Below are 22,222 nucleotides of genomic sequence, written 5' to 3'. Positions count from 1 at the left end.
ACAGACCCCGGGGTCCGTACCGGCCGTCGCCGTGCGCGCCGTGCCGGGTCAGCCCTCCGCCGGGACCGGGGCGTGGCGGGGGAAGGGGCCGGGGGTCGGTTCGGCCGCGGCCTCCGGCACCTTCTCCAGGGCCACCGTCGCCGCCGGCCGCCGCTCCGGCAGCAGGTCGAGGACGGCCTGCCGGGCGGTGTCGCCGGCGGCGTCGTCGTACGGGTCGGGGGTGGCCGGCACCTGGAGCCGGAGGACCGGCCCGGTGCCGAGGCGGGCGTAGCCGCGGCCCGGCGGGACCTGCGGGGTCGGGGTGGTGTGCGGCGCGGCGCCGAGCACCGCGGCGATCTGGTCGGGGGAGGCGGGCCCGAGGACCACGCGGGCGCGGGTGTGCGCGCGTACCCCCTCGTGGAGGGAGTCGGCCGTGTCGAACTGCTCGGCCACGACCACCGTCACCTGGGCCGTGCGGCCGTGCCGCAGCGGCACCTGGAGCAGCTCCTGGGGGTCGGGGCGGCCCTGGGCGGCGGCCAGGTGGCCGAGGACGCCGGGGCGGTCGAGGAGGATCCACAGCGGCCGGCGGGTGTCCGCCGGGGCCGGGTGGCCGGCCTGCCGGGCGCGGTTGGCGGAGATCAGCCGCCGTTCGGTCTCGTGGGCGGCCCATTCCAGGCTCGCCAGGGCGCCGGACAGCTCGCTCTCGACGCCGAGGACGCCGTCGCGGCCGACCAGGCAGGCGTACTCGCCGGTGCCCGCGCCCTCCACGATCAGCACGTCGCCGTGGGCGAGGGCCTGGAGCGCGAGGGAGCGCAGCAGGGAGGTGGTGCCGCTGCCGGGCTGGCCGACGGCGAGCAGGTGCGGCTCGGTGGAGCGGGGGCCGGTGCGCCAGACGACGGCCGGCGCGTCCTCGGAGCCGTCCGCCGAGACGACCGGCACCGTCCGCTGCACGGCGTCGGCGTCGGTGAAGCCGAGCACGGTCTCGCCCGGCGCGGTGACGAACCGCTGGGCGGCGATGGTGGTCGGGAGGGCGGGCAGCACGCTCAGGACGAGCCGGTTGCCCTCCTCGTCCCAGTCGAAGAGGTACTCGCGGCCGCGCCCCGACTTGGCGTGGAGCAGCTGCTCGATCCGGGCGCGGGAGGCCGCCTCGCCGTCCGGGAAGTACGGCGGGTAGGAGATCCGCAGCCGGGTCAGGCGCCCGTCCTCGTCGAAGGCGTGGTCGCCGAAGGCCCGGCTCCAGTCGCCGCCGTGGGCGAAGAGCGGCTCGGGGTCCTCGGGGACGGAGAAGTACGGCACCAGGGCCTCGTACAGGCCCTTCAGCCGGGCGACCTCCGCCTCGTCGGGTCCGGTCCTCACGACCGGTTTCTCACGCCCCTTCCACGCGGCGGCGCCCATGAGCGCGACGAGCGCGAGCAGCGGCCCGTACGGCACCAGGGCGACGACCAGGACGCAGGCCGCGACCAGGAACAGCGCGGGACCCCGCCGTTCCTTGGGGGTCGCGGCCCACTTGGCGCGCGCGGACGCGGCCAGCTTCCGCAGACCGCGGGAGACCGTGATCAGCGGATGGAGCACGTCGGTGGCGCTGTCGGCGGCCGACCGCGCGATCTCTCGGCTGCGCGCGAGCTGCACGCTGCCGCTGCTCAGAATGCGGGGGAGTGGTCGCCGGGCCACGTCGTACTCCTGGAGTGGTGGAAGGGGGTGAGAGGCGTCAGAACTTGATTCCGCCCAGCAGGCCGGCCAGGCTCTGGCCGCCCGCGGTGATGCTCGGTGCGATGGCGGTGCCCGCCAGGTAGAAGCCGAAGAGCGCGCAGACGAGGGCGTGCGAGGCCTTGAGGCCGTCCTTCTTGAAGAACAGGAAGCAGATGATGCCGAGCAGGACCACGCCTGAGATGGACAGGATCATTGGTTCTTCTCCTGGTTGAGGGGACAGTCACGATGAGTCCTTCCAGGTTCACGGCAAGTATCTATGTGACTAAAGGTGCATTCGGGTGAATAGCGGGCGTTTTCACTTGACCGGCCGACGGTGACCGCCGTCCCGGGTGGCGAAAACGCGGAAGTGGGGTAAAGGGGCGTCGAGGGACGCTGGTCACGGGCGGTGGACGCCGTGATCCTTGCCTCGGCCGGACGCGGTCATGTCGCCGTCCGGGCAGTACCCTGTCGATTCACTCGTACGGCCGCGCTTGCCGTGCGCAGGTCAAGGGCAGGCGGTACCGGGCGGCCCGCGCCCGGACCGCGGAGCACGGAAGGCGGAAGTGAAGATGAGCGAGACCCCGGACCCCGAGGTCGTCGAGCTGGCGTCGAAGGTCTTCGACCTGGCGCGCACCGGCGACGCCGCCGCCCTCGCCGCCTACGTCGACGCGGGCGTCCCCGCGAACCTCACCAACGACCGGGGCGACTCGCTCGTCATGCTCGCCGCCTACCACGGCCACGCCGCCGCGGTCACCGCCCTCCTGGAGCGCGGCGCCGACGCCGACCGCGCCAACGACCGCGGCCAGACCCCGCTCGCCGGCGCCGTCTTCAAGGGCGAGGAGGCCGTGATCCGCGCCCTCCTGGCCGGCGGCGCGAATCCGGAGTCCGGCACTCCGTCCGCCGTGGACACCGCCCGCATGTTCGGGAAGACCGAGCTCCTGGAGCTCTTCACCACCCGGTGAACGAGGTCTGAACCCCAGGTGGGAACGGTGCCGTAAATGTGGTCGCGGCGGTGGAGGCGGTCGGTCATCATGACGACAAGCCCGGCCGTCCGGCCAGGCCACGGACGAGAGGCAGAGGAAGATGAGCAGCGCGCACAAGCGACGTACGACGGACGGCCCGACATGTTGTCCCGCGGCCTACTAGGCCGGGCACCGCGCCGACGGGCCCAGCGCCCGGCCCGGCCCACCCCGGTCCACACCGTCGTGTCGACAGCTTGATGTGAGGCGTCTTCCCATGTTCGAACCAGCCATAGCGCCGAGCGGCACCCTGCTCGGCCTGCTGCAGCGGGGCCGCGGCGACGGCACCCTGCACGCCCTCGCCGCGCCACGTGCCGAGGCCCTCGCGGCCCTCGACCACTGCGTGCTCGCCGACCCCCGCCACGACTGGCGGGTCGAGAACCGCTCCCTGTACTACGCCCGGCTCTACCTCGACCTCCACGGGGGCCTGGAGGCCATCGAGGCGCACCTCTTCGCGCCCGAGGACCACCTCGACACCGAGGAGCACCGCACCGGGCTCGCCCTCGCCGTCCTCGGCCACCTGGCCTCCTACGGACGCCGCGACGCCCTGCTCCTGCTCCGGCGCTACGCGGCCACCGGGGCCAACTGGGCCTGGGCCCTCGACGAGCTCGCGGTGCGCGACGACGACGCCGGGCTGCGCTCCCTCGCCGAGCCCGTCCTCGCCCGCTTCCCCCGCGACCCGTCGGGCGACGCCGAGCTCGCCACCACCGTCCGCGACGCCTTCGAGCCCCGGCCCTGGCGGCTGTGGGCCGAGGACCAGCGCGACGCCGTCGGCGCCCGCGTCCGCGCCGCCCAGGAAAACGGCTCCTTCGACCGCTGGCAGCGGCAGCTGCGCCCCACCGGGCCCCGCCCCGGCTGGAGCGTGCGCGCCGTCCTCGACTGGGCCCAGGAGGGGTACGAGCGCGGCGCCGACCTCGCCGGGCCCGCCGCCCGCTGCCTGGCCGCCGTGGCCGGGCCGGAGGACCGCCCCGAGCTGCTGGCCGCCGGCCGCCGCGGCGCCCCCGGCGCGCGGGCCGCCGTCCTGCACCACCTGGCCGCCACCCGCGACCCCGCCGTGCTCGACCTGGTCGAGGCCGCCGCCGACGCGGTCCACCCCCTCGACGCCGAGGCCGCGGCCACGGCGGCGGACGGCGCCCCGTACGGCGACGTCCCCGGCGCCGTCGACCGCGACGCCCTGGCCGTCGCCCGGGCCGCCGTCACCGCCTACCTCCGCATGTGCGGCGAGGACGCGGTCGCCCGCGCCCGCGCCTGGATCCACCGCACCGACCCCCTCGGCACCGCCGCCGGCGAACTCCTCGCCGCGCGCGGCGAGGACCGGGACGCCGGGCTCGTCCTCGGCGCCCTGCGCACCGCCATCCGCACCACCGGGCCCGACGCGCCCGCCCTCGGCGTCCTCGTCGACGGCGCCGGCCGCCTCGGCATCGCCTGCGCGGCCCCCGTGCTGCGCCACGTCTACCGGGAGACGGCCTCCTCCCAGCTGCGCGGCCGCACCGCCCGCGCCCTCGCGGCCACCGACCCCTCCTTCGCGAGCGGCTTCGCCGTCGAATGCCTCTGGGACTGCGAGGAGACCACCCGCGAACTGGCGGCCCAGCACGCCGAGACGGCCGACGTCCGCGTGGCCGAGCGATTGCGCCGCCTCGCCGCCGACCCGGCCGAGGAGGTCGAGGTCCAGACGGCGGTCCGCAACCGCATCGGGCCCGACCTCCAGGTCTGACCCCGGCACCCGCCACCGCCCCGCCCGGGGCGGCGCGGCCTGCGGCGGCACCGCCCGCCGATCGTGGCCCCGCCCCGGGACCGGAGGCGCCCCCGGGACGGCACCGCGGTTCCCGGCACACTTGGCTCGGCGTACGGCTCCGGCAGCTCGGCCCGGCTCGGCGTACGGCTTCGCCGGCCCGGCCCGGCCCGGCCCAGCCCGACCCGGCGTACGGCTCCGGCGACCCGGCCCGGCCCGGCCCGGTTCGGCGTACGGCTCCGGCGACGCGTCCCGTACGGCTCCGAGGCCGTCGCGCGGCACCGGCCGGGGCGCCGGAGCGGCGCCGCGCGGCCGGGAGGGAAAAGCTCACGGGACGTTCCCCCCGCGTCCAGATCCACGTCGGCGGGGACACGCCGGGCGCGACGAGAACACCCGTATGCGTGTCGTCATCGTCACCGAATCCTTCCCTCCTGACGTCAACGGTGTGGCGCACTGCGCCCTGCAGACCGCGCGCCACCTCGTCCGCCGGGGCCACCAGCCCCTCGTGATCGCCCCGGCCGTCCCCGACCCCGCCGCCGACGCCGACGCGCCGTGCCCCGTGGTCCGCGTCCCCTCGCTGCCCCTGCCCGGTTACGCCCAGGTGCGGGTCGCCCTCCCCAGCCGCCGCGTCGCCGCGGCCCTCGCCGCCCACCGCGCCGACCTCGTCCACCTGGCCGGCCCCTTCGTCCTCGGCGTCCGGGCCATGGCCGCCGCCACGCGGCTGCGGGTGCCCGCCGTCGCCGTCTACCAGACGGACCTCGCCGGCTACGCCCGCACCTACGTCGGCGCGGGCGAGGGCACCGCCTGGCGCCGGCTCCGCGCCGTCCACGGCGCCGCCGACCGCACCCTCGCCCCCTCCACCGCCGCCCGGCGCGACCTGGAGGCCCACGGCATCGAGCGGATACGCCTCTGGGGGCGGGGCGTCGACACCACGCGCTTCCACCCCGGCCGCCGGGACCCCGCCCTGCGCCGCGCCCTCGCCCCCGACGGCGAGCTCCTCGTCGGCTACGTCGGCCGCCTCGCCCCCGAGAAGCGCGTGGAGCTCCTCGCCGCCACGGACGGGCTCCCGGGGATCCGGCTCGTGGTCGTCGGCGACGGCCCCAGCGACCCCGCCCTGCGCGAACGCCTCCCGCACGCCCGCTTCCTCGGCCGCCGCACCGGCGCCGACCTGGCCCGGATCTTCGCCTCGCTCGACCTCTTCGTCCACACCGGCCCGTACGAGACCTTCTGCCAGACCGTCCAGGAGGCGATGGCGAGCGGCCTGCCGGTGATCGCCCCGGCCGCCGGCGGCCCGCTCGACCTCGTCGCCCACCGGCGCACCGGCCTCCTCGTCCCCCGGGAGGACCCGGTCGCCCTCCGCGAGGCCGTCACCGCCCTCGCCGCCGCCCCCGCCCTGCGCGCCGCCTACGGCAGAGCCGGACGGGCCGAGGTCGAGGGACGCACCTGGGAGGCGCTCGGCGACGAACTCATCGGCCACTACCTGGAGGTCCTGCGGGAGCGCACGGCGGTGGCGGCGTGAACGGGACGCCGCGCGGCCCCGGGAAGGGCGGCCCCACGCGCGCGTACCGCGCCTCGTACGGCCGCGACGGGCTGCGCATCGTCCGGCTCGCGAACTTCGTCACCCCCACCTCCGGCGGGCTGCGCACCGCGCTCGACCGGCTCGGGCGCGGCTACCGCGCGGCCGGCCACGAGCCCGTCCTGGTCGTCCCCGGCGCCACGGCCTCGGACGAACCGACCGGACAGGGCCGGGTGATCACCCTGCCCGGCCCCGAGCTCCCCGGCACCGGCGGCTACCGCGTCCTCACCGACCGGGGGCGGCTCGCCGGCCTCCTCGACGCGCTCGCCCCCGACCGGATCGAGGTCTCCGACCGCACCACCCTGCGCTGGACGGGGGAGTGGGCCCGCCGCGCCCGCGTCCCCTCCGTGATGGTCTCCCACGAGACCGCCGACGGCGTCCTGCGCACCTGGGGCGTCCCCGCCGCGCTCGCCGCCCGCGCGGCGGACCGGCTCAACCGCCGCAGCGCCTGGGCCTACGGCCGGATCGTGTGCACCACCGCCTGGGCGGCGGAGGAGTTCGCCCGCGTCGGCGCCCGCAACGTCGTACGGGCTCCGCTCGGCGTCGACCTGGAGCGCTGCCGGCCCGGCCGGCGCGACCCCGCCGTACGGGCCCGGTACGCGGAGGGCGCCGGGGTGCTGCTCGTGCTCTGCTCCCGCCTCTCCGTGGAGAAACGTCCCGGCACGGCGCTGGACGCGCTCGCCGGGCTGCGCGACGCGGGCGTGCCGGCCCGGCTGGTCGTCGCGGGCGACGGGCCGCTGCGCGCCGGCCTGGAACGGCAGGCCCGGGACCGGGGCCTGCCGGTGCGCTTCCTCGGCCACGTCGCCGACCGGGAGGAGCTCGCCGACCTCCAGGCGGCCGCCGACCTCTGCCTGGCCCCCGGCCCCGCCGAGACCTTCGGGCTCTCCGCCCTGGAGGCGCTGGCCTGCGGGACCCCCGTGGTCGTCAGCGCCTCCTCGGCCCTCCCGGAGGTCGTCGGCACGGCCGGCGCCGCGGCCGCCGACGCCCCGGCCGCCTTCGCGGACGCCGCCCGGGGGCTGCTCGCCCTGCCGGAGGCCGGCCGCCGGGCCGCCGCACGCGCGCGTGCGGAGCGTTTCTCCTGGGACCGCTCGGTGGCGGCCTTCCTCCGGGCCCACGAGGCGGCCACGACGGCGGCCCCCGCCGGCCCGGCCGCGGGTCCGGCCGTGAGCCCGGTCGCGGCTCCGGCCGCCGTCGCCGGCCCGGCCGGGCGGCAGGAGGCCGGCGGATGACCCCGGTACGCGGGCGCGTCCCCGCCCAGGGGGCGCCCCTCCCGGTCCGGGGCACCGGCCCGGGCGTCCCGGAGGCGGCTCCGGGGCCCGGCGGGCCCGCCGCGCCGGAGACCGCGCCGCTGCGGTTCGTCGCCCTCGGGGACTCGTTCACCGAGGGCGTCGGGGACCGGGCCGCCGGGGCGTGGCGCGGCTGGGCCGCGCTGCTCGCCGACGGGCTCGCCGGGCCCGGACAGCGCCTGGAGTTCGTCAACCTCGCCGTCAGCGGCGCGCTCGGCGCGGACGTCGCCGACGACCAGGTGCCGCGCGCGGTCGCCCTCCGGCCGCACCTCGCCTCGGTCGTCGTGGGGGTCAACGACACCCTGCGGCACACCTTCGACATCGGCCTGTTCGCCCGCCGCCTGGACCGGGCCCTGGGCGCGCTCGACGCGGCCGGAGCCGTACTCCTGACGGCCTGTCTGCCCGACCCCGGCCGGATGCTCGGCCTCCCGGCGCCGCTGGCCCGGCCGCTCGCCCGCCGCCGCCGGTCCGTGAACGCGGTGGTGCACGCCCTGTCCGACCGGCACGGCGCCGTCCACCTCCACCTCGCCGACCCGGCCTGGACCGACGACCGGCGGCTGTGGAGCGCCGACCGGCTGCACCCCGGCGAGCGCGGCCACCGCGCCGTCGCCGCGGCCTTCCACCGGCTGCTCGCGGAGCGGGGGCTCGCCCGGGGCCCCGCGCCCTCCCCGGAGGCGTCCGAGCCGCCGCCGACCCGGGCCGGGACCGTCCTCTGGCTCGCCACCGCCGGCACCGGCTGGGTGCTGCGCCGCAGCCGTGACCTGCTGCCGCAACTGCTGCTGCTCGCCGGGGAGGAACTGCTCCACGGGGACGGCGGCGGCACGGGCCCGCTCGACGCGCGCGCGGAGGCCGCCCTCGCCGAGGCCCTCGCGGCGACAATGGAGGGATGAGCGGGCGCTGGGAGTTCTGGATCGACCGGGGCGGCACCTTCACCGACGTCGTGGGGCGGCGCCCCGACGGACGCCTGGTGACCCGCAAGGTCCTCTCCCACGACCCGGCCCGCCGGCAGGACGCCGCCGTGGCCGGGATCCGGCTCCTCATGGGCCTCGCCCCCGGCGAGCCCGTCCCCGCCGACCGGGTCGCCGTCGTCAAGATGGGCACCACGGTCGCCACCAACGCCCTCCTGGAGCGGCGCGGCGAACCGACCCTGCTGCTGATCACCGAGGGCTTCCGGGACGCCCTGCGGATCGCCTACCAGAACCGGCCCCACCTCTTCGACCGGCACATCGTGCTGCCGGAGGCCGTGTACGCGCGCGTGGCCGAGGTCCCCGAGCGGGTCGACGCCCGCGGCGCCGTCGTCCGCCCCCTCGACGAGGCCGCCGTCGCCGCCGCGCTGGCCGGCGCCCGCAGCGAGGGCCTCCGCTCCGCCGCCGTCGTCCTCCTGCACGGCTACCGCCACCCCGAGCACGAACAGCGCGTCGCGGCTGCCGCCAGGGCCGCCGGATTCACCCAGGTCAGCTGCTCGCACGAGGTCAGCCCGCTGATCAAGCTGATTCCGCGCGGCGACACCACCGTCGTCGACGCCTACCTCTCGCCGGTGCTGCGCCGCTACGTCGAGGAGGTCGCCGCCGAACTCGCCGGGATCCGCCTGATGTTCATGCAGTCCAACGGCGGACTGCGGGAGGCCGCCCACTTCCGCGGCAAGGACGCCGTCCTCTCCGGACCGGCGGGCGGCGTCGTCGGCATGGCCCGTACCTCCGCCCGGGCCGGACACGACCGCGTCATCGGCTTCGACATGGGCGGCACGTCCACGGACGTGTCACACTACGCCGGCACGTTCGAGCGTGAACTCGGTTCACAGGTGGCCGGGGTGCGGATGCGGGCACCCATGATGAGCATCCACACCGTCGCCGCAGGCGGCGGCTCCGTCCTCCACTACGACGGCCGCCGCTACCGCGTGGGACCCGACTCCGCCGGGGCCGTCCCCGGCCCCGCCTGCTACCGGCGCGGCGGCCCGCTCACCGTCACCGACGCCCAGGTGATGCTCGGCCGGATCCAGCCGGACCACTTCCCCGCCGTCTTCGGCCCGGACGGCGACCGGCCCCTCGACGCGAGGATCGTTCGCGAACGCTTCACGGCCCTCGCCCAGGAGGTCGGCGGCGGCCGCACCCCCGAGGAGGTCGCGGCCGGCTTCCTGCGGATCGCGGTCCTCGACATGGCCAACGCCGTCAAGAAGATCTCCGTCCAGCGCGGCCACGACATCACCCGCTACGCCCTCACCTGCTTCGGCGGCGCCGGCGGCCAGCACGCCTGCGCCGTCGCCGACGCCCTCGGCGTCGACACCGTCCTCGTCCCGCCGCTCGCCGGCGTCCTCTCCGCGTACGGCATCGGCCTCGCCGACGCCACCGCCCTGCGCGAACGCTCCGTCGAGGCCCCGCTCGACGAACCCGGCACCCCCGCGCGCGTGACCGCCGTCGCCGCGGAACTCGCCGACCGCACCCGGGCCGAACTCCGCGCCGACGGCCTGCCCGACACCGCGATCACCACCCGCGCGCGCGTGCTCCTCCGCTACGCCGGCACCGACGCGAGCCTCCCCGTCGACCTCGGCCCCGCCCCCGCCATGGCCGCCGCCTTCACCGCCGACCACCGCGCCCGCTACGCCTTCACCATGGACAAGCCGCTCGTCGTGGAGGCCGTCACCGTCGAGGCCGTCGGCACCGCCGGACCGCACGGCCCCGCCCACGTCCCCACCGGGACCCGGACGGGACCCCTCGTCCCCCGCGCCACCGTCCGCACCCACGACGGCGCCACCGCCTCCGACACCCCGCTCCACCGCCGCGAGGACCTGCGCCCCGGCGACACCGTCGACGGCCCCGCGATCCTCGCCGAGGACGACGCCACCACCGTCGTCGACCCCGGCTGGCGGGCCACCGCCTCCGCCACCGGCCACCTGCTGCTCACCCGCGCCGTCCCGCGCCCCGCCCGCACCGCCGCCGGCACCGACGTGGACCCGGTCCTCCTGGAGGTCTTCCACCACCTCTTCATGGCCATCGCCGAGCAGATGGGCGTCCGCCTGGAGAACACCGCCCACTCCGTCAACATCAAGGAGCGGCTCGACTTCTCCTGCGCCCTCTTCGACGCCGAGGGCAACCTCGTCGCCAACGCCCCCCACATCCCCGTCCACCTCGGCTCCATGGGCGAGACCGTCAAGGAGGTCCTGCGCCGCCGCGCCGGCGACCTCCGCCCCGGCGACGTCTACGCCGTCAACGACCCGTACCACGGCGGCACCCACCTGCCCGACGTCACCGTCGTCACCCCCGTCTTCGACGACGAGGGGCGCGAGCTCCGCTTCCTCGTCGCCTCCCGCGGCCACCACGCGGAGATCGGCGGCATCACCCCCGGCTCCATGCCCGCCTTCAGCCGCACGATCGACGAGGAGGGCGTCCGCTTCGACAACTGGCTCCTCGTCCGCGACGGCCGGCTCCGCGAGGCCGAGACCCGCGCCCTCCTCACCGGCGCCCCGCACCCCTCCCGCGACCCCGACACCAACCTCGCCGACCTGCGCGCCCAGATCGCCGCCAACGAGAAGGGCGTCGAGGAACTCCGCAAGGCCGTCGCCGAGTTCGGCCTCGACGCCGTCCGGGCCTACATGCGCCACGTACGGGCCAACGCCGAGGAGTCCGTCCGCCGGATCGTCGCCCGGCTGAAGGACGGCACCCACCGGTACGAGACCGACTCCGGCGCCGTCATCCGGGTCGCCGTCCGCGTCGACCGCGAACGCCGCTCCGCCGTCCTCGACTTCACCGGCACCTCGCCGCAGCTCCCCGGCAACGCCAACGCCCCCACCGCGGTCGTCAAGGCCGCCGTCCTGTACGTCTTCCGCACCCTCGTCGACGAGCCCATCCCCCTCAACGGCGGCTGCCTGGAACCCCTGGAGATCCGCGTCCCGCCCGGCTCCATGCTCGCCCCCGAACCGCCGGCCGCCACCGTCGCCGGGAACGTCGAGACCTCCCAGGCCGTCACCGGCGCCCTCTACGCGGCCCTCGGCGTCCAGGCCGAGGGCTCCGGCACCATGAACAACCTCACCTTCGGCGACGACCGGGTCCAGTACTACGAGACCGTCGCCAGCGGCTCCGGCGCGGGCGACGGCTTCGACGGCGCCGACGCCGTCCAGACCCACATGACCAACTCCCGCCTCACCGACCCCGAGGTCCTGGAATGGCGCCACCCGGTCCGCGTCGACGCCTTCGCCGTCCGCGAGGGCAGCGGCGGCCGGGGCCGGTGGCACGGCGGCGACGGCGTGGAGCGGCGGCTGCGCTTCCTGGCACCGATGACGGTCGCCCTCCTCACCGGCCACCGGCGGGTGCCCCCGTACGGGATGGCGGGCGGCGAGCCGGGCGCGCTCGGCGAGAACCTGATCGAACGCGCCGACGGCTCCGTGGAACGCCTCGCCGGGGTCGCGGCCGCGGAGGCCGGCCCCGGCGACGTCCTGGTCCTGCGCACCCCCGGCGGCGGGGGCTACGGCACCCCGCCGCCGGAAGGGGTCACCCGGCCGTGACGAAGCGGACCGGCGTCCCCGGCCGGGCCTGCGCCGCCGCCCCCAGGTCCGCCTCCCGCACCACCGCCACCACCGGATAGCCCCCGGTCGTCGGATGGTCCGCCAGGAAGACCACGGGACGCCCGTCCGGCGGCACCTGCACCGCGCCCAGGACCATGCCCTCGCTGGGCAGTTCACCGGGCCGCGCGCGCTCCAGGGCGGGCCCGTCGAGCCGCAGCCCGATCCGGTTGCTCGCCGGGGACACCACGTACGCGCGCGTGGTGAGGACGCGGAGCGCCCCGCGTGTGAACCAGTCGTCGCGCGGCCCGAGCCGGACCCGCAGGACGAGTTCGTCCGGCGGACCCGGCCAGGGAGGAGCGTCGACCGGCCCCCGTACGGCCGCGGCCGCACCCAGCGGCAGCACCGCCCCGTCCGCCAGCGGCGCCGGGCCGAGCCCGGACAGCAGGTCGGTGGAGCGGCTGCCGAGCACCGGATCGACGGCGACGCCGCCGCCGATCGCCACGTACGAGCGCAGCCCGCGCACCGCGGGGCCGACCTCCAGGAGCGCGCCGGCCGGGACCCGCGCCGCCGTGCCCCAGGGCAGCGGCCGGCCGTCCGCCCGGACCGCGCAGGGCGCGCCGCCCACCGCCACGGTCACCGCCCGCCGGGGCCGCAGCGCGCAGCCGTTCACGGTGGTCTCCAGGACGGCGGCCCCCTCCTCGTTGCCGACCAGCCGGTTCGCCAGCCGGGCGGCGGCCGGGTCGAGGGCGCCGGAGCGGGGCACGCCGAGGTGCGCGTACCCGGGCCGTCCCAGGTCCTGCACGGTGGTCAGGGCGCCCGCCCGGACCACGGCCACGGCACGGTCGTTCACCGCCCGCCCTCCGCGCCCGCCAGGACCGTGAACCGCACGCGCGTGCCGGGGGAGAGCAGCGCCGCCGGTTCGCGTCCGGTGTCCCACAGGACCGCGTCCGTCGTCCCGATCAGCTGCCAGCCGCCCGGCGAGGAGCGCGGGTACACGCCCGTGTACGGCCCCGCCAGCGCCACCGCCCCGGCGGGCACCGCCGTCCGCGGAGTCGCCCGGCGCGGCACCTCGTACCGCGCGCCGAGCCCGGTCAGATAGCCGAAGCCGGGGGCGAAGCCGCAGAACGCGACCCGGAACTCGGCCGCGGAGTGGATCCGTACCGCCTCCGCGGGCGACACCCCCCACAGGGCGGCCACCTCCGCCAGGTCCGGCCCGTCGTACCGGACCGGGACCTCCACGACCTCCCCCACGCGCGCGTGCCCCGGCCGGAGCTCCCAGCCGGGCAGCTCCGCCGCGAGCCGGGCCGGCTCGGCCACCCCGTCGAGCAGCACCGTCCGCGCGGCCGGCACGATCTCCCGCACGCCGGGCAGCGCGCCCGCCGCCCGGCGGCGCAGCAGCTCCGCGTGGAGGGCCTCCGCGGCGGCGCCGTCGGCGAGTTCGACCAGGAGGGCCCGCTCGCCCGCCCGCAGCACCCTCACGCGAAGGCCCCCACGGTGACCCCGGCGGCCTCCAGGCCGGCCCGGACGCGCCGGGCCAGCTCCACCGCGCCCGGGGTGTCCCCGTGCAGGCAGAGCGAGCGCGCCCGGACGGCCACGGCGGTCCCGCAGTGCGCGGTCACCGTGCCCGTCCGGACCAGCGCCACCGACCGCTCGACCACCGCGTCCGGATCGTGCACGACGGCCCCCTCCCGCCCCCGTGGCAGGAGGGAACCGTCGGCCCGGTACGCCCGGTCGCCGAAGGCCTCGGCGACCGTCGGGAGCCCCGCCCGCGCCGCCGCCTCGTGCAGCCGCGAACCGGGCAGCCCGAGCACCGGCAGCCCGCCGCCGGCGAGGAGCACCCCGTCGACGACCGCCGCCGCCTGCTCCGCGTCGCCCACCACCCGGTTGTAGAGCGCCCCGTGCGGCTTCACGTACGAGACCCGGGAGCCCGCCGCGCGGGCGAAGACCTCCAGGGCCCCGATCTGGTACGCCACTTCGGCGGCCAGTTCCGCCGCCGGCACGTCCATGGCGCGCCGCCCGAAACCGGCCAGGTCCCGGTAGGACACCTGGGCCCCGATCCGCACCCCCCGCTCCGCGGCGAGCTCGCACACCCGCCGCATGGTGACCGCGTCCCCCGCGTGGAAGCCGCAGGCCACGTTGGCGCTGGTGACGACCGAGAGCAGCCGCTCGTCGTCGGTCAGCGTCCAGCGGCCGAAGCCCTCCCCGAGATCGGCGTTCAGATCGATCGAGACCCCGCTCATGACGGTGCTGTATCCCTTCGTCGGTGCTGTGGTGCTGTGGTGCTGTGGTGCTGTGGTGCTGTGGTGCTGTGGTGCTGTGGTGCTGTGCCGGCGTGGCGGCACGCGCGCGGGGAGGCGGTCTCAGACGTCGATCCGGTACTGCTCGTCCCGGACGTCGGTGACGAACATCCGGCCCGGCGCGTGGGTGATCGCGAACGGCGGGCGGGAGGCCATGACGGCCGCCTGCGGGGTGACCCCGCAGGCCCAGAAGACCGGCACGTCCCCCGGCTCCGCCACCACCGGGTCCCCGAAGTCCGGCCGGTCCAGGTCGCGGATCCCGAGCGCCGCCGGATCGCCCGCGTGCACCGGCCCGCCGTGGACCGCCGGCAGCAGCCCGCTGATCCGCCGCGCCACCGGCACGAGCCGCGCGGGAACCGGCCGCATCGACACCACCATCGGCCCGTGCAGCCGCCCCGCAGGCCGGCAGGCCCGGTCGGTCACGTACATCGACACGTTCCGGCCCTGCTCCACGTGGCGCAGCGGTACGCCCGCCGCGGCGAGCGCCCCCTCGAAGGTGAAGCTGCACCCGATGAGGAAGGAGACCAGGTCGTCCCGCCAGTACGGCGTGGCGTCCGCCGGCTCCGCCACCAGCCGCCCGTCCTCCCACACGCGGTAGCCCGGGACGTCGGTGCGCAGGTCGGCGCCGGGCGCCAGCGAGGTGGTCCAGGAGCCGGCGTCGGTGACGTCCAGGACCGGACAGGGCTTCGGGTTGCGGGTGCAGAAGAGGAGCACGTCGTAGGCCCAGTCGGCGGGGACCGCGATCAGGTTGGCCTGGGCGTGGCCGGGCGCCCAGCCGGCCGTCGGGCCCGCCGTCCCGGCCCGCGCACGCGCGCGTGCCTCCCGCGGTCCGGGGACGGGTGCCGTCGCCGGGTCGGTGCCGTTCATCCGAGTTCCTTTCCGCGCGTCTCCGGCAGGCCGAGCAGGGCCACCACGGCGAGTCCGTACCCCACCGCCCCGAAGACCAGCGCACCGCCGACGCCCCAGCTCTCGGAGAGGAAGCCGACCAGGGTGGGGAAGACCGCGCCGACCGCGCGGCCGGTGTTGTACGTGAGCCCCTGGCCGGTGCCGCGCACCGGCGTCGGGTACAGCTCGGCGAGGAAGGAGCCGAAGCCGCTGAAGATGGCCGACATGCAGAAGCCGAGCGGGAAGCCGAGGACCAGCAGCAGGGTGTTGGCGCCCGTCGGGATCTGGGTGTACGCGATCACCGACACCGCCGACAGGACGGCGAAGAGCGCGATGTTCCGCTTCCGGCCGATCCGGTCGGTCAGGTGGCCGCCCGTCAGGTAGCCGATGAAGGCGCCGGAGATGAGCAGCGTCAGATAGCCGCCGGTGCCGACCACGGTGAGCCCGCGCTCGGTCTTGAGGAAGGTCGGCACCCAGGTCGCGAGCGTGTAGTAGCCGCCCTGCACGCCCGTGGACAGCAGGGTCGCGAAGAGGGTGACGCGCAGCAGCCCGGGCCGGCACACCGCCCGCAGCGAGCCCCGCTCGGCGCTCGCCACGCGCGCGGCGGCCGCCTCCGGGGCGTCCTCCACGTTCCGCCGGACCCAGACCACGAGCAGCGCGGGCAGGGCACCGGTCCAGAACAGGATCCGCCAGGCCAGGTCCGCCTCGAAGAACTGGAAGACCAGGGTGGAGACGACCACCGCGAGCGCCCAGCCGGCCGCCCACGCCGACTGCACGGCGCCAAGTGTGCGGCCCCGGTGCCGGGCGGAGGCGTACTCGGCGACCAGGATCGCCCCGACCGCCCACTCGCCGCCGAAACCGAGCCCCTGGAACGCCCGGAAGACCAGCAGGGTCTCGTAGTTGGGCGCGAAGCCGCAGAGGACGGTGAAGACCGCGTAGGTGAGCACCGTGACCATCAGCGCCCTGACCCGGCCGACCCGGTCGGCGAGGACCCCGGCGAGGGCGCCGCCCAGCGCCGAGACCACCAGGGTCACGGTGGTGAGCAGTCCGGTCTGGCCCTTGTCGAGGTGGAAGTAGGCGGCGATCGCCACCATCGACAGCGGCAGGGTGAAGAAGTCGTAGGAGTCCAGGGCGTATCCGCCGAACGCGCCGCCGAAGGCGCGCCGGCCGCGGGGGCCGAGGGCGCGCAGCCAGCCGAACGCGCCCGACGCGTCGGGCGGACCGTCCTGGGCGGACAGCCGGGTCTGTGTCGTGCTCATCTGCACCTCGCAGGTGGGGGAGGCGTGCCTGAGAGACGTACGAGAGGGCCGTGCGTGTGCCGTTCCGTTGCCGTTCCGCGTGCGCCGCGTCCGTGCCGTCCCGTACCGGTACGTGTTCCGGCGGTGACCGTGTGCGGTGGCGCCAAGGTAGGGGATTGTTCAACGATTCGACAAGAGGCGTGTTGTCCCGGATCCGTTTCTGCGGTTGACTCGACGGCCGGACGACGACGGGGCCGACGGCCCCGGCAGGGAGGGGGACCGTGGACGCGAGCGGCACCGGGACGATCGGCGGGCTGGCGGACGACCGCGTGCTGCTCGGGCGCACCAGCACGGCGGAACGGGTCGCGGACATCCTGCGCACCCGGATCGCCGAGGGCTTCTTCCCGCCCGGCACCCGGCTCTCCGAGGAGAGCATCGGCGGTGCCCTCGGGATCTCCCGCAACACCCTGCGCGAGGCCTTCCGGCTCCTCACCCACGAGCGGCTGCTCGTCCACGAGCTGAACCGCGGGGTCTTCGTCCGCGTCCTCGACGTCGACGACGTCGAGGACATCTACCGCACCCGCCGGCTCGTCGAGTGCGCCGTCGTCCGGGGCCTCGGCCACCCGCCGTTCCCCGTGGCCGGCCTCGCGGCCGCCGTCGCCGAGGGCGAGGCCGCCGCCCGGGCCGCCGACTGGCGCGGGGTCTCCACCGCCAACATCCACTTCCACCGCGAGCTCGTCGCCCTCGCCGGCAGCGCCCGCACCGACGAGCTGATGCGGAGCGTCCTCGCCGAACTCCGGCTCGCCTTCCACGTCGTGGACGACCCCCGGGCCCTCCACGAGCCCTACCTCGCCCGCAACAAGGAGATCCTGGAGGCCCTGCGGGCGGGGGAGCGGGCCGGCGCCGAACGCCTCCTCGCCCGCTACCTCGACGACTCCCGGAGCCGCGTCGCCGCAGCCTGCGCCCGGGCCGTGGACGAACCCGCCGGGGAGGAGTAGCGCCCGCCGGACGCCGGCGGACCGGCCGGAGGAGGACGGGCCCGGGCGACGGCGGAGGGTACCGCCGGGAGGGGGCCGGGGCGGTGGTTTCTGCGCCGTTTCGACCCGTGTCAGTGCGAGGACCTACTCTGTGCACCGTGACTTCGCCTGCCTCGACGGACCTCGCTCCGCCCCAGCTCAGCGCGGGGCCGCGCCCCGCGCAGGGGCCGGCCGCCGACGAAGGGCTCGCGCGGCGCCTGCGCGCGCTCGCGTGCACCGCGCCGCTGCACGACCTCGACGCGCGCAAGGCCAACCTCGCCGGCGAGTACACGGTCTACGCGATGGCCGAGGTCGCCCTCGCCGCGATCGACCTCGTCACCCTCCACATGGACTTCGACACCGGCGCCGACCACGACCAGGTCGTCGCCCGGCTGCTGCCCCGCGTCGCCGCCCAGGCCCCGGAGCGCCCGGCCGCCGAGCACGAGCGCGTGGCCCGCTGGGTGCTGGAGAACCTGATCAACGTCGGCAGCGTCGACCGCGGCTTCCGCGCGGTCTACGGCACCTTCGGCACCGACGGCGTGTACGTCCGCCGGGACTACGACTTCAAGCTCATCGAGGAGGTCCCCGGCTACGGCGGCACGGTCTGCCTCCGGACCACCGACGAGGCCGTCAACGTCCTGGTCGGCGCCCTCGACACCGACGTCACCAGCGCCCAGATCGCCGCCGAGGTGAAGCTGGAGGTCCTCATCAGCCGGGGCCGCCTCGCCGACGCGCAGCTCGCCGCCGAGCAGGCCCGCTACCGGACCGTCCAGTACGCCGAGACCCTCCGCAAGACCCTGGAGGCCACCCGGCGCAACGTGCGCGCGGTGGACTGGCTCAACAGCGTTCCCGACATGATCGCCGAGGCGCTCGACCACGTCGCCGACCGCTACCGCCACGAGAACGCGATCCTGACCAACATCCGCAAGGCCCGCGACGAGGCGGAGGAGCCCGAGCACAAGCGCCGCGCCGCCGAGCTGGTCGACATCGTCAAGGACTGCATCCAGCGCCACACCCAGCTCCAGTCCCGGCTCCTGGAGGCCGGCCCGCTGTTCCGCGCCGAACAGGACCGGCAGGCCTTCGCCGCGCCCACCCGGTACACCGGCCTCGACGTGTACGGACAGCTCGTCGCGCCCGTGCTGCCGCTCCCCGTCGAGCGCGCCACCCGGGTCACCGACGCCTTCTTCGCGCGCGGCACCGGCCTGCGCACCCCCTCCTCCGTCCGCCTCGGCGACCTCGTGGACCTGCTGCTCACGCCCCCCGTCGAGCGCGAGCACCTCGGCGCGGAGATGCCCGAGCCGGACCTGATCGCCACTCCGGACGACTCCCGCTTCAGCGAGCGCCAGCTCGCGGACGCGCTGAGCCTGCTGGACCTGGAGCACGACGCCCCGCGCCGGCTCTCCGGCCTGCTCGCCGACGCCCGCGCCACCGGCGGCGAGGACCTCGCCTACCTGGTGGCCCTGCTCGCCGTCCACGCGGCCAGCCCCCCGGTCGGCACCGCCTACCGCCAGGGCGAGGAGCGCCTGCTCTTCGCCGTCGACGACGGCACCCCGCTCGACGACCCCGGCTTCGGAGGCGCCGACCTCATCGTCGGCACCGCGCTCCTCGACGCCGCGGGCATGGCCGCCGACCGTACGGAGGCGTCGTGACGTACGTCTCCGACGCCGCCCCCTCCTCCGCCGACCCCGGCTCCCGCCCGCGCCGCCGCCTCGCCCGGGCCACCCGCGCGTGGCTCCCGAAACCCGCCGCCCCGACCGCCGCCCAGACGGCCCCGACCGAGCCCGCTGCCCCGGCCGCGATCACCGACCCGGCGGCCCCGGCCGAGCCCGCCGCCCAGGCGGCCCCGGCCGCGATCACCGACCCGGCGCTCCCGGCCGTGCCCGACGCCCCGGTGGCCCCGGCGCCGACCGACATCCCGGCGGCGGCCCCGGTGCCGACAGCGTCCACCCCCGCCGTGACCGCCCTCCCGACCCCGCCCCTGGCGCCCTCGTCCCGGGCACCCCGAGCGGATCAGACGCCTCCCGCGTCCCCCGGCCCCCGTCTCCTGGCGCCCTTCGTGGACTCGCCCGCGGGGGCGGAGGACGGGCCCGGTGACCGGCCCCGGCTCGGGACCGTGTCCCTGCCGGAGGCGCCCCGGGCCGCCGCGCGGCGCCGCGGGCTGCCGACGGTCCGCGCCGTACGGCTCGGGACGCCCGACGGGCCGCCGCCCGCGCCGGACGAGGCGCCCGCGCCGCCCGCCGCCGTCACCCCCGTGCCGCTGCCCCTGCCCGCCGGCACCCCCGCCGTACCGAACGAGAGCCGTACCGAGGAGCCCCAGCCGTGAGCGACAACGCCGTCCAGCACACCGAGTACGCGGACGCGCGGAGCGAGCAGGAGTCCCCCCGGCCGCCGGCCCCCGCCGCCCCGGCTCCCCAGGCCGCCGCGGTCACCCCCGCCGACGCCGCCGACGCCGCGCGGCTCGTCTCCTTCGGGCTCCAGCCCAAGCTGCTGCCCGCCCGGGACGCCGAGTACGCCGAACTGCTCCGCCGCTACCAGGAGGACCCCGCCTTCGCGCGGCTCGCCGACGCCGTCGCGACCGGCCTCGGCCTGATCGTCCTGGAGGTCTCCCCGCGCGCGGGGATGGCCGTCACCGCCGGCGAGGACTCCGTCTTCGCCGTCCGCATGGGCGACTACGCGCGGCGCGCCAACACGGACTCCGCCGACCGCTTCCTGCACGGCCTCGCCCACCTCGCCGTCGCCGCCATGGCCTTCCCCCGCCCCGAGGACCTGGCCGACGACGCCTACATCGGCCGCCTCACCGTCAACGGCGTGGACTCCTTCGTCCGCCAGGCGTGCCTCCGCCTGGAGCAGCGGGCCGAGGAGCAGGGCGAGAACACCGACCCGGCCTCCGACGCCCCCGGCCTGGAGGCCGCCTGGCGCGTCTGGTCCCGCCGCTCCACCACCGGCGCCACCAAGGACGCCCGCCGGCTCGCCGGCTCCACCACCGGCATCGTCGCCAAGGCCGTCGCCTTCCTCACCGACTCCGGCTTCCTCCAGCGCACCGGGGACGAGGGCGGCGGTTCCTACCGCACCACCGCCCGCTACCAGCTCCAGGTCCGCGACATGGCCGGTTCCGCCGCCCTGACCGAGCTCCTGGACCTCGGCATCGTCCCCGTCAGCGACGGCACCGCCACCCTCGTCCCGCCGCCCGAGGGCGACGACCTGGAGCTCGCCGCCGACGCCGGCCTGCCCTTCCACGCGTAACCACGCCACCGCAGCCCCGCACCCCGCACCCGTCCCACACCCGCTCCGCCCCCGCCCCGCCCGCGCGCGACGCCGTCCCCGCCCGCGCGACCGAACTCCCCGAGCACGAGAGCACGAGAGTCCCTCGCCATGTACGAGCTGTCCCGGGTCCGCCTCTACTCCATCGGCCCCGCCGGCGCCCGCTACGCCGACACCGTCCTGGACCTGCGCGGCGTCGGCGCCCCCGTGCCGAACCCCGCCCCCACCCAGGCGGAGTTCTTCGAGGAGGAGCCGGTCGGCCCGCCGCGCCGCCCCGCCCCCGCGGGCGTGCTCTTCCTGGAGAACGGCGGCGGCAAGTCCGTCCTCCTCAAGCTGATCTTCTCGGTGATGCTCCCGGGCCACCGCAACACCCTGGGCGGCGCCAGCTCCGGCGTGCTCCGCAAGTTCCTGCTCGCCGACGACTGCGGCCACGTCGCCCTGGAGTGGCAGCACACCCTCACCGGAGAACTCGTCGTCGTCGGCAAGGTCAGCGAGTGGCGCGGCCGCCAGGTCTCCAACGACCCGAGGAAGTTCGCCGAGGCCTGGTACTCCTTCCGCCCCGGCCCCGGCCTCAGCCTGGACAACCTCCCGGTCGCCGAGGCGACCTCCGTCCGCCCCGCCGCCGAGGGCGCCTCCGGCGCCACCGGCCGCCGCCGCACCATGAAGGGCTTCCGCGACGCCCTCACCGAGGCCGGCAAGGCCTACCCGCACCTCGACGTGGTCTGGGAGGAGATCCACGACCGCTGGAACGAGCACCTCGGCGAGCTCGGCCTCGACCCCGAACTCTTCCGCTACCAGCGCGAGATGAACGCCGACGAGGGCGAGGCCGCCGGCCTCTTCGCGGTCAAGAAGGACTCCGACTTCACCGACCTCCTCCTCCGCGCGGTCACCGACACCCGGGACACCGACGGCCTCGCCGACCTCGTCGGCGGCTTCGGCAACAAGCTCGGCCGCCGCGCCGAACTCACCGCCGAACGCGACTTCACCGCCGGCTCCGTCGACCTCCTGAACCGCATCGTCGACGCGGCCGCGACCCGCTCCCGCGCCCGCGAGGTGCACGCCGGCGCCGAGCGCCGCACCCGCACCCTGGCCCGCCGGCTCTCCGGCCGCGCCGCCGGGGAGCGCGCGCGTGCCGCCGAACTGGCCCAGCAGGTCACCTCCGCCGGCCACGCCGTCTCCGAGGCCGAGACGGCCCGCGAGCGCAGCGCGCTGATCGCCGCCGAACTCGCCTACCGGCACGCCTCCCTGGCGCTCGCCGCCGCCGAGAAGGGCGCCGCCTCCCAGCGCCGCGAGCTCATCGAGGCCCGCACCCTGCACTCCGCCTGGCAGGCCGCCGAATCGGTGCTCCGCCACCGCGCCGCGAGCGACCGCTCCGCGCGCGTGGCCGCCGCCATCCGCGAGGCCGAGCGCGACGCCGCCCCGGCCCTCGCCGCCCGCGCCAGGGCCGCCGCCGACCTCGTACGGGCCCTGGCCTCCGCCGCCGAGGAGGGCGAGCGCCACGCCGCGGAGGAGGAGGAACGGTCCACCGCCCTCCAGGAGGCGAGCGAGGCCGCCCACCGGGACGCCACCGCCGCCGCCACCGAGGCCCAGCGCGCCCGCAGCGAGGCCGGCCACCTCCGCCAGCGCCTCGCCGAGGTCGAGCAGGAGACCGCTCCCGCGCGCCCGTCCGCGACGCCCTGGCCCGGCTCACCGTCGAGGGCCTCGTCGAGACCAAGCCGCAGAGCTACACCCGGGTCACCCGTCCGG

At 76.9% G+C, this 22,222-nt stretch carries 17 protein-coding genes and 1 pseudogene; 11 read left to right on the top strand and 7 right to left on the bottom strand.

Annotated elements, in window-relative coordinates; translation table 11 throughout:
- Window positions 1-48: 48 nt before the first annotated feature.
- Entirely contained in the window at window positions 49-1,650 is a 1,602-nt protein-coding gene (locus AB0E83_RS30765; RefSeq protein WP_362119143.1) for a hypothetical protein, read from the bottom strand.
- Between the two features lie 37 nt (window positions 1,651-1,687).
- Entirely contained in the window at window positions 1,688-1,882 is a 195-nt protein-coding gene (locus tag AB0E83_RS30760) for a hypothetical protein (protein ID WP_030493667.1), read from the bottom strand.
- Window positions 1,883-2,237: 355 nt separating this feature from the next.
- On the opposite strand from AB0E83_RS30760, the gene AB0E83_RS30755 reads away from it, so the two are divergent.
- The 6 genes from AB0E83_RS30755 (at window position 2,238) to AB0E83_RS30730 (ending at window position 11,779) form a co-directional block, all read left to right on the top strand.
- Entirely contained in the window at window positions 2,238-2,630 is a 393-nt protein-coding gene (locus AB0E83_RS30755; RefSeq protein WP_362119140.1) for an ankyrin repeat domain-containing protein, read from the top strand.
- Window positions 2,631-2,904: 274 nt separating this feature from the next.
- On the top strand, window positions 2,905-4,401 hold the full coding sequence (locus AB0E83_RS30750) for a HEAT repeat domain-containing protein (RefSeq protein ID WP_362119137.1): 1,497 nt from the start codon (window positions 2,905-2,907) through the stop codon (window positions 4,399-4,401).
- A 415-nt stretch (window positions 4,402-4,816) separates the two neighbouring features.
- Window positions 4,817-5,938 carry a glycosyltransferase family 1 protein gene (locus AB0E83_RS30745; protein ID WP_362119134.1) on the top strand — a complete coding sequence of 374 codons (1,122 nt, stop codon included), beginning with the start codon at window positions 4,817-4,819 and terminating at the stop codon, window positions 5,936-5,938.
- 71 nt (window positions 5,939-6,009) lie between these two features.
- Window positions 6,010-7,224 (top strand): glycosyltransferase, encoded by a 1,215-nt coding sequence (locus AB0E83_RS30740; protein ID WP_362119146.1) that lies wholly within the window; start codon window positions 6,010-6,012, stop codon window positions 7,222-7,224.
- Entirely contained in the window at window positions 7,221-8,171 is a 951-nt protein-coding gene (locus AB0E83_RS30735; protein ID WP_362119131.1) for an SGNH/GDSL hydrolase family protein, read from the top strand. The genes AB0E83_RS30740 and AB0E83_RS30735 overlap by 4 nt, the downstream gene beginning before the upstream one ends.
- Window positions 8,168-11,779: a hydantoinase B/oxoprolinase family protein gene (locus AB0E83_RS30730; protein ID WP_362119128.1), complete on the top strand. Its 3,612-nt coding sequence runs from the start codon at window positions 8,168-8,170 to the stop codon at window positions 11,777-11,779. The genes AB0E83_RS30735 and AB0E83_RS30730 overlap by 4 nt, the downstream gene beginning before the upstream one ends.
- On the opposite strand, the gene AB0E83_RS30725 is transcribed toward AB0E83_RS30730, so the two are convergent.
- The 5 genes from AB0E83_RS30725 to AB0E83_RS30705 form a co-directional block, all read right to left on the bottom strand.
- On the bottom strand, window positions 11,766-12,629 hold the full coding sequence (locus AB0E83_RS30725; RefSeq protein WP_362119125.1) for a biotin-dependent carboxyltransferase family protein: 864 nt from the start codon (window positions 12,627-12,629) through the stop codon (window positions 11,766-11,768). The two genes, AB0E83_RS30730 and AB0E83_RS30725, sit on opposite strands and share 14 nt — an antisense overlap.
- Window positions 12,626-13,258, bottom strand: a complete 633-nt coding sequence (locus AB0E83_RS30720; protein WP_362119122.1) for an allophanate hydrolase subunit 1 — start codon at window positions 13,256-13,258, stop codon at window positions 12,626-12,628. The genes AB0E83_RS30725 and AB0E83_RS30720 overlap by 4 nt, the downstream gene beginning before the upstream one ends.
- On the bottom strand, window positions 13,255-14,019 hold the full coding sequence (locus AB0E83_RS30715) for a 5-oxoprolinase subunit PxpA (RefSeq protein ID WP_362119119.1): 765 nt from the start codon (window positions 14,017-14,019) through the stop codon (window positions 13,255-13,257). Before AB0E83_RS30715 ends, AB0E83_RS30720 begins: the two co-directional genes overlap by 4 nt.
- Before the next feature lie 120 nt (window positions 14,020-14,139).
- Window positions 14,140-14,943: a putative hydro-lyase gene (locus AB0E83_RS30710; protein WP_362119116.1), complete on the bottom strand. Its 804-nt coding sequence runs from the start codon at window positions 14,941-14,943 to the stop codon at window positions 14,140-14,142.
- Window positions 14,940-16,220 (bottom strand): MFS transporter, encoded by a 1,281-nt coding sequence (locus tag AB0E83_RS30705; protein WP_362119113.1) that lies wholly within the window; start codon window positions 16,218-16,220, stop codon window positions 14,940-14,942. Before AB0E83_RS30705 ends, AB0E83_RS30710 begins: the two co-directional genes overlap by 4 nt.
- 260 nt (window positions 16,221-16,480) lie before the next feature.
- Between AB0E83_RS30705 and AB0E83_RS30700 the strand changes: the two genes are divergently transcribed.
- The 5 genes and pseudogenes from AB0E83_RS30700 to AB0E83_RS30680 all read left to right on the top strand — a co-directional run.
- On the top strand, window positions 16,481-17,197 hold the full coding sequence (locus tag AB0E83_RS30700; RefSeq protein ID WP_362119110.1) for a GntR family transcriptional regulator: 717 nt from the start codon (window positions 16,481-16,483) through the stop codon (window positions 17,195-17,197).
- Between the two features lie 137 nt (window positions 17,198-17,334).
- Window positions 17,335-18,864 carry a hypothetical protein gene (locus AB0E83_RS30695; RefSeq protein WP_362119107.1) on the top strand — a complete coding sequence of 510 codons (1,530 nt, stop codon included), beginning with the start codon at window positions 17,335-17,337 and terminating at the stop codon, window positions 18,862-18,864.
- A complete protein-coding gene (locus tag AB0E83_RS30690) occupies window positions 18,861-19,538 on the top strand; it encodes a hypothetical protein (RefSeq protein ID WP_362119104.1) in 678 nt (225 codons plus the stop codon). Before AB0E83_RS30695 ends, AB0E83_RS30690 begins: the two co-directional genes overlap by 4 nt.
- The gene (locus AB0E83_RS30685) at window positions 19,535-20,458 is read left to right on the top strand and encodes a hypothetical protein (RefSeq protein WP_362119101.1); all 924 of its coding nucleotides are present in this window, start codon (window positions 19,535-19,537) and stop codon (window positions 20,456-20,458) included. The genes AB0E83_RS30690 and AB0E83_RS30685 overlap by 4 nt, the downstream gene beginning before the upstream one ends.
- Before the next feature lie 129 nt (window positions 20,459-20,587).
- A pseudogene (locus AB0E83_RS30680) lies at window positions 20,588-22,222 on the top strand (hypothetical protein); the annotation flags it as partial.

Origin of the sequence: Streptomyces sp. NPDC035033, from assembly GCF_040636735.1 — a bacterium.
Taxonomy (GTDB): Bacteria; Actinomycetota; Actinomycetes; order Streptomycetales; family Streptomycetaceae; genus Streptomyces.
Note: the sequence above shows the minus strand (reverse complement) of the source record. Positions and strands in the feature narration are given on the sequence as shown.

Coding starts and splice junctions, on each gene's coding strand:
- AB0E83_RS30760 (WP_030493667.1), bottom strand. CDS start 1,882: ATGATCCTGTCCATCTCAGGCGTGGTCCTGCTCGGCATCATCTGCTTC.
- AB0E83_RS30755 (WP_362119140.1), top strand. CDS start 2,238: ATGAGCGAGACCCCGGACCCCGAGGTCGTCGAGCTGGCGTCGAAGGTC.
- AB0E83_RS30750 (WP_362119137.1), top strand. CDS start 2,905: ATGTTCGAACCAGCCATAGCGCCGAGCGGCACCCTGCTCGGCCTGCTG.
- AB0E83_RS30745 (WP_362119134.1), top strand. CDS start 4,817: ATGCGTGTCGTCATCGTCACCGAATCCTTCCCTCCTGACGTCAACGGT.
- AB0E83_RS30735 (WP_362119131.1), top strand. CDS start 7,221: ATGACCCCGGTACGCGGGCGCGTCCCCGCCCAGGGGGCGCCCCTCCCG.
- AB0E83_RS30730 (WP_362119128.1), top strand. CDS start 8,168: ATGAGCGGGCGCTGGGAGTTCTGGATCGACCGGGGCGGCACCTTCACC.
- AB0E83_RS30715 (WP_362119119.1), bottom strand. CDS start 14,019: ATGAGCGGGGTCTCGATCGATCTGAACGCCGATCTCGGGGAGGGCTTC.
- AB0E83_RS30710 (WP_362119116.1), bottom strand. CDS start 14,943: ATGAACGGCACCGACCCGGCGACGGCACCCGTCCCCGGACCGCGGGAG.
- AB0E83_RS30705 (WP_362119113.1), bottom strand. CDS start 16,220: ATGAGCACGACACAGACCCGGCTGTCCGCCCAGGACGGTCCGCCCGAC.